This window comes from Vibrio sp. HI00D65 (genome assembly GCF_001635455.1).
Taxonomy (GTDB): Bacteria; Pseudomonadota; Gammaproteobacteria; order Enterobacterales; family Vibrionaceae; genus Vibrio.
Map to the genome: position 1 here is coordinate 137629 of NZ_LWEH01000005.1, position 17495 is coordinate 155123.

Below are 17495 nucleotides of genomic sequence, written 5' to 3' on the forward strand. Positions count from 1 at the left end.
CCAACTTCCATGTTCATGTGTCGTGAGTGTTTCCTCTGTTCTTGTGCAAGGAACAGAGGGCATTCATTGCGCCGCTATTAATTAAACGCGTTGAGATCTTGTCGGATTTTTCTAATGAGCGCGATGGATTGCGGATTGTCGCCATGAACACAGATGGTGTCAGCTTCGATAGGTAGCCTTTCACCTTCAATGGTCGTGACTGAACCGTAGTTAACGATCTGCATCACTTGGTTGTAGATATCGTCTTGGTTCACATACACCGAGCCTTTTTGCGAACGAGGCGCAAGTTGACCACTGTTTAAATATGCTCGATCAGCGAATGCTTCGAACAAAAGGGGCAAGTCGTGATCATCAGCGATGTCTAAGTATTGTTGGTTGTCAGAGGAAGAGAGGATCATAAGAGGGATATTAAATTCCGCTACTGCTTGCGCTATGGCATTAAAAACATCTGTATTTACCATCATATCGTTATAAAGCGCACCGTGAGGTTTTACATAGCCGACACTTGTATGGTGATAACGGCACAGGGCTTGTAATGCACCGATTTGATAGCAAACGAGTTCACTGATTTCGTCCATACTGTGAGGAATTGATCTGCGACCAAACCCAACGAGGTCCTGATAACCAGGATGAGCACCAATTTGAGTATGATAGTACTGGGCCAGTTTGATAGTCTTTGACATCACGTGGGGATCAGACGCATGAAAACCACAGGCGATATTTGCCATATCAATCCATTCCATAACCGATTCATCATCGCCCATCTTCCAGTTGCCGAAACTTTCTCCCATGTCGCAATTAAGCAAAATCTTCGTTGTCACGTGGTGCTAATCCTTTACGTTAAAGCTATTAATGAAGGTCTTATAAAAGCCATAAATAAACCGTGATCTATTTCAAATTTTCGATACCAAAAAATTAATATCAAAATGTTGGATTATGTTCGCTTAAAGTATGGTATTGCAGTTAATTAAGATTAAATAGTGTGCTTTAGCACTTTCTTATACCAAGGTTCAGACTCCAGATATTACTGAGTTGTCATTCAGCAAATTCAAGTAAGAACTATACCAAACCAGAGTGGGTAGTTGTTGCGACTTTGTCTTACCATTAAATAGGTTGATTATTGGTAATTTAGTACACTGGATATTTAGAGAACTGAGACACAAGTGCAGAACGCAAATAGCATTCACTCATATTGACACGAGTCTGAGAATTCATTTATTCGATGATTCGAAACAAAAGGTGATGTGATCTATCAAGTAAAATTCAACGGAAAAGGCAGATCGTATTATTGAATGATGCATGGTTACAGAGTAGGCTGTGAAATTTCACTAAATCACTGTATCATAAATATTATTATTAAAAACCATAATAAAAGGTACACTAAAATGAATGTTTTAGTTACAGGTGGCATGGGTTACATCGGTAGCCACACAAGTATCCAGATGATTAACGCAGGCATGACGCCTGTTCTTTTTGATAACTTATACAACAGTAAACCAAGCGTTTTAGAGCGTATCGAGAAGGTATCTGGTGTTCGCCCAGTGTTAGTTGAAGGTGACATTCGCAATAAAGCTCTGTTAGCGGAAACAATGAAACAGCACGACATCGAAGCAGTTATCCACTTTGCTGGCTTGAAAGCGGTAGGTGAGTCTGTAGAGAAGCCTCTTGAATACTACGATAACAATGTTAACGGCACTTTAGTGCTTGTGGATGCTATGCGCGAAGCGAATGTTAAATCGTTAGTATTCAGTTCATCAGCAACCGTGTACGGTGATCCTGCAACTGTGCCTATTACTGAAGACTTCCCGACAAGTGCGACTAACCCTTATGGTCGTAGTAAACTTATGGTTGAAGAGTGTCTGACGGATTTCCAAAAAGCGAATCCAGATTGGAGCATCACGTTACTTCGTTACTTTAACCCAGTAGGTTCACACCCAAGTGGCGAACTAGGTGAAGATCCACAAGGCATTCCAAACAACTTGATGCCGTTTGTTTCTCAAGTTGCCGTTGGCCGACGTGAGTTCTTGTCTGTATTTGGTAGCGACTATCCAACCAAAGATGGTACCGGTGTTCGTGATTACATCCACGTAATGGATCTGTCTGACGGCCACATCGCAGCACTTGAGAAAGTAGGGCGAAAAGATGGTCTACACATCTACAACCTTGGTACAGGCAACGGTTATAGTGTTTTAGACATGGTTAAGGCGTTTGAACAAGCAAGTGGTAAGGAAATCCCTTATAAACTTGTTGAGCGACGCGCTGGTGACATCGCAGAATGCTGGGCAGATCCAGCTAAAGCCCAGAGAGAACTTGGTTGGAACGCAACACGTACACTGGCAGAAATGACCGAAGATACGTGGCGCTGGCAGTCAACAAACCCGAATGGTTTCCCAGGCTAATCTAGTTGTTTCATAAATGGTTAACTTATAAAAAGATGCTCTAGGGCATCTTTTTTGATCTAAATCGAATAAAAAGTAAATTAGTGGTTAAAAAGTATCATTCTGTATTCATTGTGTTACTATGCTCGTGAATTATATGTTTAATGTTAATTTTCTTTGGAGTTAATCATGGAACTAGGCCTGATCATCACTTTCATCGTTGCTGCAGCAGTAATGGTTAAGAAAGAAATGGCAGAGAAGTAATTTCACTTTATTCCTTTTTGATACAATTTTTAGTGAAATTGACAAAGCCAGCTTATAGCTGGCTTTTTAGTTTCTGTAGTTCAGGCTTGTATCGAATTAGAATTCGTAGTTTGCAGATAAGCCCCAGTTACGACCAGGCTGAGATTTGATATCTGTGTTGAACTGAGAATCGTGTGCGCTACCAGACATATCACTGTACAACCAGTACTTCTTATCTAGAGCGTTAAATAGACCAGCTCTCAGAGTTAAATCTGTCATAGGACGGTAATAAGCCGTCAAGTCTACAACTGTGTATCCAGATACATCGACGTTGTCGTCAGCGTTCCAATCATCCTTCGACGCAACCATTTTTACATTTAACGCAGAACCGAAATTATCACGTTCAACACCAAATCCGATTGTACTTGTTAGTGGTGCAACTGAATCAATTGACTTACCAGTCTTCTTGTCTTCACCATCTGCATAAGCAACAGCTAAGCGAGTGTAAGTGCCGTAAGGTGCGTCAAACAGAGTGTCAAGATTAATAGTTGACGAGAACTCAGCACCATAAATCGTTACTTCGTCTAAGTTTTCTTTCGTGAACACATCTTTACCACCTTGCTCACCTGTTTTCGTTTCGTTGATGAAATCAGTGTAATCGGTGTAGAACGTGCTCAATTCGAAACGGGCATATTGGTTATTACCACGCAATCCTAGCTCATAAGAAAGGCTTCTTTCTGCTTTAAGATCAGGGTTTGCCTCTACGATAGCACCTTGGTTATAGAAGTAGTAAAGGTCATAAACAGAAGGAGCTTTGAAGCCTTGGCCAATCTGACCAAAAACAGACAAGCTATCGTTGATGTGGTAAACCGAACCTAATTTGGCAGTGAATGCGTCATCTTTATTCTTGTCGTATTCCGTTGTGTAGCCTTCATCAGTTGATGGGTCAGCAACAAACGAGTCATAACGTAGACCGCCCGTTACGATGAGCTTGTCATCCATGAAGAACGCTTGGTCTTGAAGGAAAACACCCCATTGCGTGATTTTTGCGTCAGGAATACCTGTACTACCTGGAGTAACAGTGCCTCTGTCAAACTTATAATCAGTGTTGTCTAATTCGAAATCATTTTGTAGGTAAGTAAAACCATACGTAAACTCATGGTCAGCACCACTAATGTTCACCAACTTAGACAGCTGTGTATCGACCTGCATATTTACATCAGATGCATCACGCTCACGTAGACGACGTCCATTAGAACCTGTCGTGTCGTAGTTTTTATTCAGAGTACTAGAATCTTGGTAATTTAGAGACCAATCCAATGAGTCTGCAATTGAAGAGTTTAGTTTAAGTTGTTGCTCTAGGGTCGCACGGAAACGTTTATTGGTGTCTTCATTGTAGTTATCCGTATAAACAAAACCTGGCATTAGTTGGTAGCCATTGTAGTTCAGCTCATCTTCATCATATTGACGCTGATAATGTTCTACCGTTAGGCCAATCTTATTGGAATCAGATACATTGTAAAATGCTTTTGCTAAGAAGTTACTTAGTTCCGTTTCTGCAGGGTTAGCAGCACCGCGATCTGGACCTTCAACATTAGAGCCCGACGAGTGAGTTTCTGTTTCATGACCTTGAGCGTATGTCGCCATTACAATAGTTTCTAGCTTATCTTTACGCATGGCCCAAGAAAGGGTGTTCTTAAACTGTTCATCAGCAGAAGTGTAGCTAGATTTGATACCGAAACGGTTTTCATCGCCGTCAGTTCTAAGCATATCCTCTGGGTTCTTTGTTCTCAGCAGTACCGCACCACCAATCGCATCAGAGCCATAAAGCGTAGAAGCGGGCCCTTTATTCACTTCAATAACACTCAATGTGTCTACTTCTATCGCGTTTGAATATTTACGCTGTTCAGATGCACCAGGGTTATATGGAGTCGGTTGTTGCACACCATCTACCATTAATTTAACGCGGTCACCTTCAACACCACGAATATTAAAACCTGAAATACCAAAACGGCCACTACCTTGAGCTTCTACGCCAGGTGTGTACTGAAGGGCTTGCTTTATGTCGTTAGACATTTGATTATCAATATCTTCCGAAGATACTGATTCAATAGAGCTTGAAACATCAGCTTTGCTTTGTTCAGTACGAGTTGCCGATACAACAACCTCGTCAAATAGGGCATAATCTTCAGCTAAGGCTGAGGTTGATGAAAGCGCTAAAACGATTGAAGCAGAGAGCAGGGATTGCTTGTACATCTGATAGTTACCTTAATTCCATAGTATTGTCTTGATTTTCCAAAAGACAATATTGGATCTAAATGATAATTACTACTATTTACATTTCTTTTTATGGGTAATTTTATCAGTTAAAACTCCATTATTACCGTATAACCCATTGTATTTTAAAAGCTTTAATTGTTACATTTAGCTAATGAATACTTTCATTTATGTGACAAAGATCACACCAAAAAGGTTGGATACTGATGCATAGCCCAATAACACTTGAAGCACTACATATACTAGATGCCATTGATCGTCGTGAGAGTTTCGCAGCTGCAGCGAATGAACTAAACCGCGCGCCATCGTCACTCAGCTACCAAATTCAAAAGCTGGAACAAGATTTAGATATCATGATTTTTGACCGATCCGGCCACCGTGCAAACTTCACGGAAGCAGGGCTATTAATACTTGAGCAAGGCAGAGTAATTCTTGGTGCCACAGAGAGATTGGTAAACGAGGCGAGCATTCTAGCCAATGGTTGGGAACTGGATTTAACCATTGCCTTTGATGGCATTATCCCAATTGCTAATTTCTTCCCACTGGTTGATGATCTAGGAAAAATCAGTAAAACACGGGTACGTTTACAAGAGGAGATCTTAGCGGGGTGTTGGGAGTCACTGTCGGATGGCCGCGCCGACCTTCTCGTTTGTCCGAAAGTCGACACCATTCCTAACGACCTAAAAAGTGACGTAATTGGTAAAATGGAAATGATTTGGGTGGCAGCAGCCAATCATTATGTTCATAAGCGCTCTGGTGACTTTGATCAAAAGGCCAGGAAAAGTTACAGGGTGATTGCAATCGCAGATACCGCACGCGATCAACCAGCATTAAGCATCAATATATTAGAGAAGCAGCCACGTTTAACGGTGACGAGCTTTCCCGCAAAAGTCGAAGCATTAACCAGCGGGTTAGGTATTGGCACGTTACCTTGTAGCGTTGCTAGTCCATTAATTGAATCTGGTGTTTTAAAGCAAATCGTAGGGACTGAGCCCCAGCCAATTGACATCGTTATGGCTTGGCGACGCAATAAAATGGGTGACGCCAAATCATGGTGCATCCAACACCTTAAAAAAACATGGTCACTCAAATAGTGGAAGCACCATATCTGCTGTGCCATCTTCAAAACAGATATCTAGCTTGAAACCAAGTTTTTTGGCTAGTGTCAGCATTCCTCTGTTGGTTGGCATTGTCATTCCCGACATCTGTTTAGTCTGTTTGGCACGGCAGTAATCAATAACCTTAGTCATCAGAATTCGACCTAAACCTACGCCTTTAAGATCAGAGCGAATCAATATCGCAAATTCGGCATCCGTATTCTCTGGGTTGATCAGAGCCCGAGACACGCCAATGATTGCAGGTACATCTTGTTCTTCACGCACCACAACAAAAGCAATCTCTCTATCGAAATCAATCTGAGTGAAATTAGCTAACGCTTCATGATTGAATTCACCCACATCACTAAAGAAGCGTTTGTAGAGATCCTCTTTAGAGACTCGATTAATGAAGTCGGCATGAAGTGGTTCATCTTCAGGAAGAATCGGGCGTAGCAGTACTTCTGTTCCATCTTTTAACTGGATAAGTTCCTCAAGCTCTACAGGGTAAGGGCGAATCGCGAGTCTTTCTTGCGGATCCCCTTCGTAGGCTTTCAATATGATATCGGCATCCAATATCGTGAACTTATCGCCATTCGCAAGCACTGGGTGTATATCCAGATCATGTATTTCAGGGCAGTCAACCACCATTTGAGAAATACGAACCAGCAACTCAGACAAGCCTTCTATGTCGATAGGGTTAGGTAGCTTTTGTAGGCGAATCTTGCCACTCTTTATCGCTCGAATAATCAAGTAACGAGCCAGCGTCATGTTAAGCGGAGGGAAAGCAGCTGCCGCGTCAATCGACTCATCCCATTCGGAGCCGCCTTGACCGAGTAGAATAATAGGGCCGAATGTTTCGTCAGTTGTCACCTTAACGCGAAGCTCTTGTCCGCCAGCCAGTTTCGCCATGCCTTGAACCAGTAAACCGTGAATATGCGCTGTTGGGAATGAAAACTGAGAGCGATCCAAAATCGCTTGTGCCGCATTCGCAACCTCACTACTGTTTCTTAAATTGAGCATCACACCTTGAACGTCAGACTTGTGTGCAATATCTGGTGAGCGGAGTTTGACTGCGACAGGGTAGCCAATCGTTTCCGCAATATGTACTGCTTCACTTGGGTCAGATGCGATCCAAGTGGGTAACACATCTAAATTGAAGTGTTTGAAAAACTGACTGTTTTGATGGGTATCAAGGCTAACTGTGTCTTTATCCAGTAGTTGACATTCTATCCAATTTCTCGCGTCCGCTAAGTCTTCAATATGAACTTTCTCAGCCGTGGTTGGCGTCTCCATAAGCTGACGTTGGTTACGCCTGTACTCGACCAAGTGCATGAATGCGACTACTGAGCTTTCTGGCGTTCGATAGGTTGGAATACCAGCCTCTGTAAACAACTTTCTAGCAGGCCTTGCCGTCAGTTCACCGGACCAATTGGTGAGAATATTGAATCGCTTGTGGCGAGGATGCTTTTTAATCGCGTCGATGATGCGCTCTGCGGTTTGAGCAGAATGTGCGATGGCTGAAGGACTATGCATGATCAAAATGGCATCCGCTTCATCACCATCGAGCAGTGTGTTGATAGTATCGATATAACGCTGATCACCCGCATCACCAACAATATCGATTGGATTGCTATGTGACCAGCTTGAAGGTAACACCTTATTAAGTTTTTCGAGCGTCTCTTCCGATAATTCAGCGAGTTTACCTCCACGTTCGTATAACGTATCAACAGCCATAATCGCAGGACCACCACCATTCGTGACAATCGCCAGTCGCTCTCCGCGTAATGGGACTGAGTGAGTTAAGGTTTCTACCGCAGCAAATAATTCATGCAAGTTTTTAACTCGTAACATACCACTACGACGAATGGCCGAGTCGTAAATAATATCGAGCGTATCTGCACCACCAGTATGTGCCATTGCTGCTGCTCGGCCTTTGGCAGTTCGGCCACCTTTTAGTACCAGTATTCTCCGGTTACGTGAAGCTGCACGGGCAGCCGAAATGAAGCGCCTTGCGTCTTTAATGCTATCTACATATAGCAATATCGCTTCTGTGTGGGAGTCGGTACTTAGGTAATCCAACAGTTCAGAAAACTCGATATCCGTGACATTACCGATTGAGATAAATGCAGAGAAGCCGATCTCTTTATCATTAGCCCAATCGAGTATAGTTGTGCACACCGCTGCAGATTGAGAAACAAAGGCAATCTTTCCGGGTAGAGCGGTGACAGGAGAGAATGATGCATTTAGATTAAGCCAAGGGATGATCACCCCTAAACTGTTTGAACCAAGCATTCTTATATTGTGCTTTTTTGCAATCGCTAGGCATCTTGAGTCATACGTTTCTCCGTTATCACTCGGTTGTTGCATGTCTGAAGATAGAACAATGACAGACGCAATGCCTTTCTTCGCTAGCTCCTCAAAGAGCGCCATATTACGGTTCGCATTGGTACATAGAATCGCAAGATCAGGAACGATCGGTAGCGACAAAATGTTTTTGTAGGAAAGTACGCCCGCCACAGAATCGTATTTGGGCGTAACTGGCATTACCGCCCCCTTAAAATCCCCATGCAACAGATTATTCATAACAATGTAGCCTGCTCGGTTTTCGCTCTGAGAGGCACCAACAACGGCAATCGAACGGGGTTTAAGTAGGGGATCAAGATGATTCATAGACATATCCTAGCAATGCACGTAAGTTCATCGTAACTTACTTTTTGATGACAGGTTGATGGCAAATTCACCGAATTCAGATGAATAAGCAAACACTGCATTAAGTTTGTGAAATAGGTCACCAACTAATGGTGTATAATCTCAAAGTTAACTTGATTCTAAACCGACGTATCGGCATGATTTATAGTAATTATTATTAAGGATATAGAGCTTTCCATGAAAAAAATTGCAATTGCGACTTTGCCACTGCTCTTGGCTGCATGTGTATCTGAAAACTACATCACGGATGTGACTTCAGATAGTTATCAAGAAGAGTACAAAACTGCCAAAGTTGAAGCTCCAGTTGTGTCTCAATCACAGCAATCAGGCGTTGTTGAAGAGAATGTTGTTAACGTGATCAGAACAGAACCTGTTGAGCAGAAAGTCACTCAAACAACTCTGGCTAAGCCAGTTGCGGCAGTGAAAGGTCCAACTAAGAAGCAACAAGACATGAACCAGCGTTTTGGTTACACAGTTCAAGTTGTTGCGGTTGGCAACCAAAGTAAAGTCGACTCTTTCGTGAAAATGCTACCAACGACTTCTCAACCTGTTTGGGAAAACTACAAGATGGTTAATGGCACTAAGTGGTTCACGGTACTTTACGGTGACTACGCAACACGTTTAGAAGCGAAAAAGGCAATCTCAACACTACCTAGTTCACTTAAAAACTTGAAGCCATTCGTGAAGAGTATTGATGACATCAAGAACTCTGAATACCCAACGCTTAACAAGTTAAACTAAGTTTTAAATCATAAAAAAGGAGCAAATGCTCCTTTTTTTGATTTATGACGAACCGTTTTGTCTAATTGTTAATCGCTCGACCTTTCGGACGCAATTTTAACAATCAAAACACTGTACCTATTTCGACTTTTGTTTATCATTAAAGTCAGTATTCCTAGTTTCAAGGATCGAATTTACTCATGAACACCACAAATATTCTTCTACTATGCGGCGGTGGATCTTCAGAGCACGAAGTGTCTTTAGTCTCAGCCAATTACCTTTTTGATCAGCTTAAGAGCGTTGAAGACTTTAACGTAGTGAGAGTTGAGATTAAGAACGAAGGCTGGTGTCTAGATTCGGGTGAATTGGTTTATCTTGATATCAATAACCAAACGCTACGTGGCGACAACCTAGAGTCAAAAGTTGATTTCATCGTACCTTGTATCCATGGTTTCCCGGGCGAAACCGGTGATATCCAATCATTGTTTGAAATGGCAAAAATCCCATACCTAGGCTGTGGTTCTGAAGCAAGCAATAACAGCTTCAACAAGATCACTTCTAAGCTTTGGTATGACACGTTGGGTATTCCAAACACGCCATACCTATTCCTATCTGACAATACAGATGACGCTCATTCACAAGCAACTCAAGCTTTTGAAAAGTGGGGCAAAGTCTTCGTGAAAGCAGCACGCCAAGGCTCTTCTGTTGGCTGTTATCAAGTTAACCAAATTGAGGACCTGTGCGAAGCAATCAACAAAGCGTTTACATATTCAGATCAAGTGCTTGTTGAGAAGTCAGTGGTGCCAAGAGAATTGGAAGTTGCAGCTTATGAAATCGACGGAGAGCTGCACATCAGCAAGCCTGGCGAGGTGATTGCACCGAACGGCGCATTCTACTCTTACGAAGAAAAATATAGTGCAGACAGCCACTCAATCACAGAGGTTGAAGCAAGCAACCTTACTGATCAACAACATCAAATGATTGCGGACAGCGCTCGCAAAGTGTTTACACAAATGAAGCTTCGTCACTTGTCTCGCATCGACTTCTTCTTAACGCAAGATAACGAGATCTATCTAAACGAAGTTAATACCTTCCCAGGCATGACACCAATTTCGATGTTCCCAAAAATGGTTGAACACAACGGACATAAGTTCGCTCAGTTCCTAGAAAACTGTGTAAGAACCAGCCTTTCTTAAGAGTATGTTCTGAGATTTCATATAACCAATTCACAATAAGAAGCGGCTTTTTTACTTCCAAGCCGCCTTTTTACTCCCGACTTTTCAGTCTATTGACTAGTTGTAATGGCTTATTGCCATGGCGTTAATGCCTTAAACTTCATTTTTTCACTTTCAGCTGTATTCGAGTCACCAACATACTGGGCAGGCATTGCAGGGCTAAGCCAACGCCCAAAGACCTGAATTTCTCTGATCTTAAGCCCTTGTTTAGAAAGCTCTTGCGCCGCCCCAACTCGAATCGAGTTTCCAGAAAAGTGATGATTTTCTGCTAAACCGAGTAGCTCACTAGCACGCCTTAGTATTCTATAGATTGAAGAATCATCTAGTGGTTGAAGACCAATGTTTTCATGCTTATCAATTGCCCGAAACAGAGTTAATCCATCTTCCAGCCCTGTAAAACTTAGCCAACGTTTAAGTGAATAGCTTGAAACGGGTGAAAGCTTGTAAAGCGAGTCCTTGATTGAGATTTGATAAACACCATCGACACACTCAACATCGCTCGAAGATAAGGACTTAAGCTCTGAGCGCTTTAAAACACACTCGAACATCACGTTATAGATTGCAATATCACGGATCTCTTTTAGTGTTGCTTTTTCATGTGCAAGCAAGGCGTTTAATTGGTTAAGGTGTGAAGATGTCATCGCGTTTGTTTGTTTAGCGTCACCAGCCATTTTAGCTTGTAAGTGGAGCAGGGTGAAGCGAACTTGCCTATGCTTAATAGGGTTGGGGAAGCTAAATACTGTATGCAACAAGCTAAGCGTTGCAGTGTAACGCTTTAATGATGCAAACTTTCTGTTATTGGACTCTGTTTCTAAAAAACGACGAATGGCAGTAATTGACGCAGGGAGTGTGTTGATGCGGAGCTTGGCGCAAAAAGCATGGTAGCACTTCCAATCACTGTAGATACCCAACAGTGAATTACGAGAATATTGGTAACCTGTTAGCTCGTCGATAACATCAACCGAAGCTTCTCTGTTTAATCTTTCAACAAACGAGTTAATTATCTCAGAGTCGGTTAAAATAGGGACATTTTTTCTCAAATTACCGTACCTCGACAGGCGTTTTTGCCATATTATACTTGCTATCGTTACTAGTATACTTATGATTAATGCAGTGAAAACAAAAAGATGATCAATAGATATGGCTAATTCAATTTACCGTGGGATCCATCTGCAATCGACCGATCCCACAAACACAATTTGGCGTACTAAATTAAAAAAACACGTTATTCAAGGTAACTTAGCTGCCGTAAAAAAGAGTATCGATTGGTGGATTGATACTTCATCTATTATTGACCCAAAAGAGTTCACAGCGTTAAGTAAGACTAGAGGGTCTGGTGGCCAAACTGAAAATTTCAATGGTTACCAGATCAAAAATGACACTGGTGAGCCGAACGCATGGTATTGCATGTTTAACGGACGTCTTATCAAAGGCGGGAAAACAGCAATACAGCGTCATATCGAAGCTTACTTAATCGCTAAACAAAAAGCTGAGCAACAAAAGAATTAAATTATGAGCCTAGTATATTCAACAGAAACAGGTCGTATTAAACCTGAAGAAGAGAAAATCCAACGTCCAAAAGGCGATGGTATCGTTCGAATCCAAAAAGAAACTAAAGGCCGTAAAGGCAAAGGTGTTTCTGTCGTAACTGGCTTAGATCTAGATGATGCACCATTAAAACTAATGGCTGCAGAGCTTAAGAAAGTTTGCGGCTGTGGCGGCTCAGTAAAAGATGGCAACATCGAAATTCAAGGCGATGCGCGCGATAAGATCAAAGCGCATCTTGAAAAGAAAGGCTACAAAGTTAAGTTTGCTGGCGGTTAATCTCTAACTAATACCAGGGGTAAAATCGAAGATTATTATCACTGGATATTAGGTATTTTATGGTAAATACCTTATATGGTTAAATACACAGTATAATTTAAAGAATACCGAAACAATATAAAGGTAGGGCATCACACAAAGCGTCCTGCCTTATAAATTACAATCTCAATTTAACATAACGTACATAATACGCAGTTGGCTAATGCATCTTGAGTAGGCATCATCCATAACACCAAACCTCCGCAAGCCATTGAAATGCTTGATAATCCATACCTGTTAAACTTTTTTGCCATGTGTTCCCATAGCTGCTTTATCTGTGGATTGTCGCTGCGGTCAGCGTGGCAACCAAGCAATGCTACTTGTGGGTCTAACTTTGCATTCTCAGCTAAAAAAACTGCCTGTATATCAGTTAGATAACGTCGACCTTTCCTAAAATCACTGATTCTCTGCTGTGGAATGTTCATATCCATAGCAATTTGCTTGTCTTGTACGTAGTTTTGCGCCTTTTTGTACGCTTCAATCAGTTCATTTTGATACATAACAAATCCTCCGTTTTGCTAATCATAGCTCATTGCTAACCAATTTTGGTGTATTGCACTAACCAAATCTGGTGTATATGATTTCTCTCGCTAACCAAATTTGGTTAACAGAATCGACTGTCTAGGTCTGGGCTTTTTGCCCTTGACGCTTATCGCTCGGCTTAGACGGTCACTCTAACTCTCAATAGTCAGTCAGGTGGTTGTTATGTCGTTACTAAATACTCAACTTCAAAATGTTAACGTGAAAACGTTACAGCTGCGTCATTTCTGCGTGTCTCATTTCCCTGCGTTTAACTTGTATTTGGTTACAACGTCCGAAGACATTTTTGAAGAAGATTCTATTCCATTCAATCAATTCGGCTTCTGCATCACGACAGCGACTTTCAAACAGCGTTTAGGTTGGTTTCTTTCTGTAGGTGACTGCGAGTTTCAGTTTGAATGTGATGAGCTCAATGCGCTGTGTGCCTTTCTTAATGTCAAAGCGCCGATTGTTGAGGCATAAGAATTTAATCATGGATTCTATCTACTTCGACAACGAACCTAATCACGGCATCAACGCCTATTTTCCTTGGGGTCATAACTTCTTTAAGACTCCGCGCGATTTCTTCCAGTTCATGGAGTCGCACTATGGAATGGTGTCTTTTCAGGTTGTTGAAATCACGGATGAAAACTACCAAGAACTTTTGGTTAAGGGTGTGTTCAGTGCCATCTAAAAAACCACATAAGTTCCATGATGAGATTCGTCCGGTTCAAGTCGATCACCTAGCCTTTTCGTTTTCTTACGGCTCACTGAGGCATTTGGATAGCTCCAACGAACAAGACTTTATCAATATGCAGTTTCCTGAGTTCAAGAAGCAGACTGTTAAAGGCCGTCTTGATTCACCGGAAGCAATCGAAAAATCCATTGAGTTACACCGTAACAAGTGTCGTAAGGTTTTGTCTGACAGGTTCAACGAGTTCATGGCAAAAGTGTTCAATTTCCGCCTGTCTCCTATGCGCAGTCGTGGCTTGCATGGCTATGAAGATTCGATGGTGATTTATGACTCTACCGGAACAGTTGAATGTGGTTTGGTCGGTGTTGGTGGCAACAATGACACCGTTTATGTGCAAATCAATGGTACAGGCTGCGCGAAGCTGTTTGAGTTCACGACACACAAGAAGGTGCATTGGTGGCTGTCTCTGTTGGGTATCACTCGCCTCGCCCGCCTTGATTTGTGTGTTGATGACTACACCGGAATTTTTGACTGTCAGTATGCTGAGAAATGTTTTTATGAGGGAGCATTTCGCACTGCTTCTCGTGGCCGTGGCCCGACAATGGTTCCTCATAAGCGCGTTTCACAGTCTGGTGAATTATCAGAAGAAGCGGTTTTGGTTGGCTCTCGTACGTCTTCAGTTTATTGGCGTATCTACAACAAGAAGTTCGAGCAAAATATCGCTGACCCTGAAGTGATTTGGTATCGCAATGAAGTTGAATTGAAGAAGTGTGATTTAGCATTACTCGCCTCGCCTGCTTCGGCCTTTGCTGGCCTGTGTGATTTCGCCGCCAGTATCGACCCTGCTGAACCAATGAGAATTGAACTGAACAAGAAGAAAGCCGGACTCGAATTCATGGCGCGTATCGCTTGGGTTCGTCGTCAATGTGGTAAGGCTCTTGCTGAGGTCGTTTCTATGACTGAGGGTGATTTAGGTGAAGCGTTTGGGATGCTCATTCCTACGCACCATAGGCGCGCTAATTTTAATACCTCGTTGGGGATTCCTGACGAATACACGAAACAGAAAATCGAAATTTTGGAGTCAAGAATATGCCTACAATAACTGGTATCTCAATCAAGCGTTTCCCTAAGTCTAATATGGAGTTCGCAGAACTGTCTGTGCTTCGTGCCGTTGAAGAAGTCGACAACGAGAAGTTCCAACAAACGGGCATCGGTTTTTCAACTGATATCCCCTACAACAAGCAAGCGCTGAAAATTGATGTGGACTATGCCCGTCAACTTATCCAATCACGTGCCTTTGTTCCTAACCGTGACTATGAGTTAAGTCTTGGCTCTAACCCAAATGACCCGCTTGATATCTTGGTTAATAAGCTTATTCCTGTCGATGAGGAAATCAAAAAGCATTTCGATAACTCTCTGAAAGCTAAATAGGTTTATTTATGTATTGGTGTTCTAAGCAATGAAGTGCGTTTACAACGGGGTCATTGACAGTACATCACCAGACTTATGTCAGGGGGTCGTTTTTTTAGAGCCTCATGACTTGGTCGCGGTTCAGGAGCAGCCTTTTGATACTGAACTTTTTACTATCATCATCACGGCACTTTTTGTGTCATTTATAACAGGTCATTTTACGGGGCGTGTGTCTCGGTGGCTTGGTAAACTTTAATAAGGAAATTGTTATGTCTCGTATTATCGAAACCGTTAAAAATAAATCAGGTGTTTTCGTTGCTTCTGCGGCTGCGCTTACTGCCTCTGGCTCTGCACTTGCTGAAGCATCTGCCAACACAACTGCGGTTACTGAAGCAATTGCAGCGGGTACAGCTCTAACCACTTTGACGACTGGCGGTATTCTTTCTGTCGCGGCGGTTTGTTTCGGTGTGGGTCTTGTTGCTTCCATGCTTATTAAGCGTTAATCATGCAAGAATTAATATTAGCTGTTTCTATTGCGCTTTGTTTTACTCAAGGTTTTGTTTCTGGAGTTCAAACGAGTTAATAAGACACTAATGATAAAGGGGCTAATCAATAGCCCCTTTTTTATTCATAGATTTTGCCATTTCTGTTTTAATTATTGAGGTGACTCCATGAAATGGGTTTTATTTTTATCAATTTTCCTGAGCTTTTCTTTATCAGCATCAAATAGTGTTCCTGCCGATAAAACTCACTACAGCAAACGATATGAGGCACATGTTCGAATCGTTTATCATAGTAGTCATGATATTCCGACTGAGAATCTACGTAGAACTTTTATGAGTTATTCTGAGTTTGATGCGTGGCGTTCTAACCTTATGTCTGAGTATTCATCTAAGGATGGTTTTAAGGCTCTTGAGACTGTTAGTGCAGGTTCAAGTCATGGTTACCACTACACCTGCCCACCTGCTGATAATCCTCAATACACCGAATATTCAAGTGATGGTAAGTCATGTATATATGATAACCCTTCACCTAGCAGTTGCCCCGAATCTGGTACATTTGCTAAAAAACTTTATGGAAAATCTGGGTTTCAAGGTTACACCGTGTGTTTTAGTGGCTGTGTCATTGAAGCGACTATTGATGTTATTCAAGTTTGCACAGGTGCAGGAAGTGCCGATGAATCATGTGGCTATGATGCTGTATACACTGGCGCGTCATGCATCGAGGGAGATGGTCAACCACATCCCCCTGGTTATGAATACCCAACAAACCCAAACCCTCAACCACCAACCGACCCAACGGCCCCGCTTCCTCCTGATAATTTACCGGGCACACCTGATTCAACTCCCGAACCAACGCCAACACCTAAACCAAATCCAAATCCAACACCGGATCCAGTCAATCCAGATTTGGGTGACGGTGATTCGGCTATCGTCCAAAAAATTGATGTCTCTAACCAATACTTAGAAAACATTGACGTTGGTATTGATAACTTGATTCAAGCTAACAATCAAAACAGTAAAGAAAATATTAATTATCAGAAGTTTATACTTGGTGAACTTCAAAGTGGTATCGGTTCTGGCGGTGGTGGTTCTGGTGGTGATGATGGGTCTGGTGATGGTGTTGGTTTGAATTTTGGTGAGCCGGAGTTCACAAACCCATTTGAAGACATTCTAAGTGCTCAGGACATTGCTGACATTAATCAGAAAACGGATGACGTAAAAGGGTTGATTAATCAAAAGATAAACAGCTTTAAGTCGCTAGTTTCTACACCTAATTACGGCTTAAGTGGTGAGGTGAAAGGTGTTGTTGTTGAGGCTAATCACTATGGTCAATCCATCAAGATGGAACAGAACTTTCTGGCGCGCTCTTCTGCGGAGTTCTCGACAATCATTCTTTTAATTTGCGGCATCATCGCGTTTGGTGTGGTGGCAAGGAGATAATTATGAAATGGATTTTATTTTGTCTTGTTCTTTTTTCGGGTACCGCGTTTGCTGAAACCGTTCCTAATCCAAATCAAGATTCGTTTGACTGGTTCGTTGGTCTTTACAATGACATTTATGAAGTCGTTGAACATACCCCTACTTTTATTGAACAGGCCTTTGCCTATGTGATTGAGTTTTCCGTTTACATCAAGTTTTACCTAATGATGCAAACCTTAGAATTTGCTTATGGTGTGGCTCAATCGCTCATCGTTAATATTGGTTTAGATTCCCTGATTACTGATGCGGTTTCCAAGCTTCCTGCAGAAACTCGCAGTACCTTTCAAGCAATGGGTTATCTCAAGGGAATAACGATCATTTGTGAAGCTTACGCGGTTCGCTTCGTTCTTAACTTCATGGGGTGGTGA

At 42.1% G+C, this 17495-nt stretch carries 18 protein-coding genes; 13 read left to right on the forward strand and 5 right to left on the reverse strand.

Annotated elements, in window-relative coordinates:
- Nucleotides 1-77 precede the first annotated feature (77 nt).
- A complete protein-coding gene (locus A3712_RS01590) occupies nt 78-821 on the reverse strand; it encodes a 5-oxoprolinase subunit PxpA (protein ID WP_063521995.1) in 744 nt (247 codons plus the stop codon).
- Between the two features lie 564 nt (nt 822-1385).
- On the opposite strand from A3712_RS01590, the gene galE reads away from it, so the two are divergent.
- Entirely contained in the window at nt 1386-2399 is a 1014-nt protein-coding gene (gene galE / locus A3712_RS01595) for a UDP-glucose 4-epimerase GalE (protein WP_063521996.1), read from the forward strand.
- Between the two features lie 339 nt (nt 2400-2738).
- Here galE and A3712_RS01600 read toward each other — a convergent pair whose 3' ends face one another.
- The gene (locus A3712_RS01600; RefSeq protein WP_063521997.1) at nt 2739-4877 is read right to left on the reverse strand and encodes a TonB-dependent hemoglobin/transferrin/lactoferrin family receptor; all 2139 of its coding nucleotides are present in this window, start codon (nt 4875-4877) and stop codon (nt 2739-2741) included.
- Between the two features lie 227 nt (nt 4878-5104).
- Between A3712_RS01600 and A3712_RS01605 the strand changes: the two genes are divergently transcribed.
- Complete coding sequence (locus A3712_RS01605) at nt 5105-5992, forward strand: LysR family transcriptional regulator (protein WP_063521998.1); 888 nt, start codon at nt 5105-5107, stop codon at nt 5990-5992.
- Here the strand turns inward: A3712_RS01605 and A3712_RS01610 are convergent.
- Entirely contained in the window at nt 5981-8665 is a 2685-nt protein-coding gene (locus A3712_RS01610) for a bifunctional acetate--CoA ligase family protein/GNAT family N-acetyltransferase (RefSeq protein ID WP_063521999.1), read from the reverse strand. The two genes, A3712_RS01605 and A3712_RS01610, sit on opposite strands and share 12 nt — an antisense overlap.
- A 216-nt stretch (nt 8666-8881) precedes the next feature.
- On the opposite strand from A3712_RS01610, the gene A3712_RS01615 reads away from it, so the two are divergent.
- Entirely contained in the window at nt 8882-9445 is a 564-nt protein-coding gene (locus A3712_RS01615; RefSeq protein WP_063522000.1) for an SPOR domain-containing protein, read from the forward strand.
- A gap of 179 nt (nt 9446-9624) precedes the next feature.
- Nucleotides 9625-10620: a D-alanine--D-alanine ligase gene (locus tag A3712_RS01620; protein ID WP_063522001.1), complete on the forward strand. Its 996-nt coding sequence runs from the start codon at nt 9625-9627 to the stop codon at nt 10618-10620.
- Nucleotides 10621-10730: 110 nt separating this feature from the next.
- Here the strand turns inward: A3712_RS01620 and A3712_RS01625 are convergent, their stop codons facing one another.
- Nucleotides 10731-11699, reverse strand: a complete 969-nt coding sequence (locus A3712_RS01625) for a tyrosine-type recombinase/integrase (protein WP_063522002.1) — start codon at nt 11697-11699, stop codon at nt 10731-10733.
- Between the two features lie 100 nt (nt 11700-11799).
- Between A3712_RS01625 and A3712_RS01630 the strand changes: the two genes are divergently transcribed.
- The gene (locus A3712_RS01630; RefSeq protein ID WP_063522003.1) at nt 11800-12168 is read left to right on the forward strand and encodes a DUF3319 domain-containing protein; all 369 of its coding nucleotides are present in this window, start codon (nt 11800-11802) and stop codon (nt 12166-12168) included.
- Between the two features lie 3 nt (nt 12169-12171).
- Nucleotides 12172-12483, forward strand: a complete 312-nt coding sequence (gene yciH, locus A3712_RS01635) for a stress response translation initiation inhibitor YciH (protein ID WP_004738001.1) — start codon at nt 12172-12174, stop codon at nt 12481-12483.
- A gap of 170 nt (nt 12484-12653) precedes the next feature.
- Here yciH and A3712_RS01640 read toward each other — a convergent pair whose 3' ends face one another.
- Entirely contained in the window at nt 12654-13022 is a 369-nt protein-coding gene (locus A3712_RS01640) for a DUF3693 domain-containing protein (RefSeq protein ID WP_063522004.1), read from the reverse strand.
- Nucleotides 13023-13227: 205 nt separating this feature from the next.
- Between A3712_RS01640 and A3712_RS01645 the strand changes: the two genes are divergently transcribed.
- The 7 genes from A3712_RS01645 (at nt 13228) to A3712_RS01680 (ending at nt 17495) form a co-directional block, all read left to right on the forward strand.
- Nucleotides 13228-13524: a hypothetical protein gene (locus tag A3712_RS01645; protein ID WP_063522005.1), complete on the forward strand. Its 297-nt coding sequence runs from the start codon at nt 13228-13230 to the stop codon at nt 13522-13524.
- A 10-nt stretch (nt 13525-13534) separates the two neighbouring features.
- A complete protein-coding gene (locus A3712_RS01650) occupies nt 13535-13735 on the forward strand; it encodes a hypothetical protein (RefSeq protein ID WP_004739109.1) in 201 nt (66 codons plus the stop codon).
- Nucleotides 13725-14837, forward strand: coding sequence for a replication initiation factor domain-containing protein (locus A3712_RS01655; protein WP_063522006.1), 1113 nt, complete (start codon nt 13725-13727; stop codon nt 14835-14837). The genes A3712_RS01650 and A3712_RS01655 overlap by 11 nt, the downstream gene beginning before the upstream one ends.
- Entirely contained in the window at nt 14825-15166 is a 342-nt protein-coding gene (locus A3712_RS01660) for a DUF1293 family protein (protein WP_004739113.1), read from the forward strand. Before A3712_RS01655 ends, A3712_RS01660 begins: the two co-directional genes overlap by 13 nt.
- 248 nt (nt 15167-15414) lie before the next feature.
- On the forward strand, nt 15415-15648 hold the full coding sequence (locus A3712_RS01670; protein WP_063522008.1) for a hypothetical protein: 234 nt from the start codon (nt 15415-15417) through the stop codon (nt 15646-15648).
- Nucleotides 15649-15981: 333 nt separating this feature from the next.
- Nucleotides 15982-17088 carry a hypothetical protein gene (locus A3712_RS01675; protein ID WP_063522009.1) on the forward strand — a complete coding sequence of 369 codons (1107 nt, stop codon included), beginning with the start codon at nt 15982-15984 and terminating at the stop codon, nt 17086-17088.
- 2 nt (nt 17089-17090) lie between these two features.
- Nucleotides 17091-17495, forward strand: coding sequence for a DUF2523 family protein (locus A3712_RS01680; RefSeq protein ID WP_004739118.1), 405 nt, complete (start codon nt 17091-17093; stop codon nt 17493-17495).

What these genes read in the sequence shown, in the direction of transcription:
- galE (WP_063521996.1), top strand. Translation starts at nt 1,386, where the DNA reads ATGAATGTTTTAGTTACAGGTGGCATGGGTTACATCGGTAGCCACACA.
- A3712_RS01600 (WP_063521997.1), bottom strand. Translation starts at nt 4,877, where the DNA reads ATGTACAAGCAATCCCTGCTCTCTGCTTCAATCGTTTTAGCGCTTTCA.
- A3712_RS01605 (WP_063521998.1), top strand. Translation starts at nt 5,105, where the DNA reads ATGCATAGCCCAATAACACTTGAAGCACTACATATACTAGATGCCATT.
- A3712_RS01610 (WP_063521999.1), bottom strand. Translation starts at nt 8,665, where the DNA reads ATGAATCATCTTGATCCCCTACTTAAACCCCGTTCGATTGCCGTTGTT.
- A3712_RS01615 (WP_063522000.1), top strand. Translation starts at nt 8,882, where the DNA reads ATGAAAAAAATTGCAATTGCGACTTTGCCACTGCTCTTGGCTGCATGT.
- A3712_RS01620 (WP_063522001.1), top strand. Translation starts at nt 9,625, where the DNA reads ATGAACACCACAAATATTCTTCTACTATGCGGCGGTGGATCTTCAGAG.
- A3712_RS01630 (WP_063522003.1), top strand. Translation starts at nt 11,800, where the DNA reads ATGGCTAATTCAATTTACCGTGGGATCCATCTGCAATCGACCGATCCC.
- yciH (WP_004738001.1), top strand. Translation starts at nt 12,172, where the DNA reads ATGAGCCTAGTATATTCAACAGAAACAGGTCGTATTAAACCTGAAGAA.
- A3712_RS01640 (WP_063522004.1), bottom strand. Translation starts at nt 13,022, where the DNA reads ATGTATCAAAATGAACTGATTGAAGCGTACAAAAAGGCGCAAAACTAC.
- A3712_RS01645 (WP_063522005.1), top strand. Translation starts at nt 13,228, where the DNA reads ATGTCGTTACTAAATACTCAACTTCAAAATGTTAACGTGAAAACGTTA.
- A3712_RS01650 (WP_004739109.1), top strand. Translation starts at nt 13,535, where the DNA reads ATGGATTCTATCTACTTCGACAACGAACCTAATCACGGCATCAACGCC.
- A3712_RS01660 (WP_004739113.1), top strand. Translation starts at nt 14,825, where the DNA reads ATGCCTACAATAACTGGTATCTCAATCAAGCGTTTCCCTAAGTCTAAT.
- A3712_RS01670 (WP_063522008.1), top strand. Translation starts at nt 15,415, where the DNA reads ATGTCTCGTATTATCGAAACCGTTAAAAATAAATCAGGTGTTTTCGTT.
- A3712_RS01675 (WP_063522009.1), top strand. Translation starts at nt 15,982, where the DNA reads ATGAGTTATTCTGAGTTTGATGCGTGGCGTTCTAACCTTATGTCTGAG.
- A3712_RS01680 (WP_004739118.1), top strand. Translation starts at nt 17,091, where the DNA reads ATGAAATGGATTTTATTTTGTCTTGTTCTTTTTTCGGGTACCGCGTTT.